We start from the raw sequence: 439 nt of genomic DNA, 5'->3' as shown, positions 1-439 counted from the left end.
AGGTCAAGCAGACCGACGGCGTCGACCGCACCGACGAGATCCTCGGCACGCTGCGGGTGGACAGCTCGATGGTCGAACAACGCTAGTACCGTTCCCAGTTGCCGGCGAAGTCGACCATGCGCCACCGACGCGTCTCGGTACCACCGTCGAGCTTGCGGACGGTGGCCTGCACGGTCTCGCCCACGACTCGGTATGAGACGAACGTCATGACCCGGTCGCCGGACGGGCTGGCATTGTCACCCAGGATGATCGGCCGTGCGTACCGCTCCCTGCCGTCGTACGAGAGCTGGATCGGCACGAGGGCCTGCCGCCGTGCCGCGTCGGGGTTGCCCAGTTCGACGAGGACGAGCGCGTCCTCCGTCGACGGCGCGTTCGCCGGCTCCTCGCCGATGAATTCGGCATACACCGGCCGTGCGCCGTTCGGCAGGATCCGGCACGG

General features: G+C 68.3%; 1 protein-coding gene. It reads right to left on the bottom strand.

Features of this window, described 5'->3' with window-relative positions:
• Positions 1-82: 82 nt before the first annotated feature.
• Positions 83-439 (bottom strand): hypothetical protein (locus F8271_RS31875; RefSeq protein ID WP_225854923.1); only part of this gene is annotated, 357 nt, incomplete at its 5' end.

The organism is Micromonospora sp. ALFpr18c (assembly GCF_008868155.1).
In the GTDB taxonomy this organism is placed as follows: domain Bacteria; phylum Actinomycetota; class Actinomycetes; order Mycobacteriales; family Micromonosporaceae; genus Micromonospora.
This window is presented reverse-complemented; position numbering and strand designations above follow the sequence as displayed.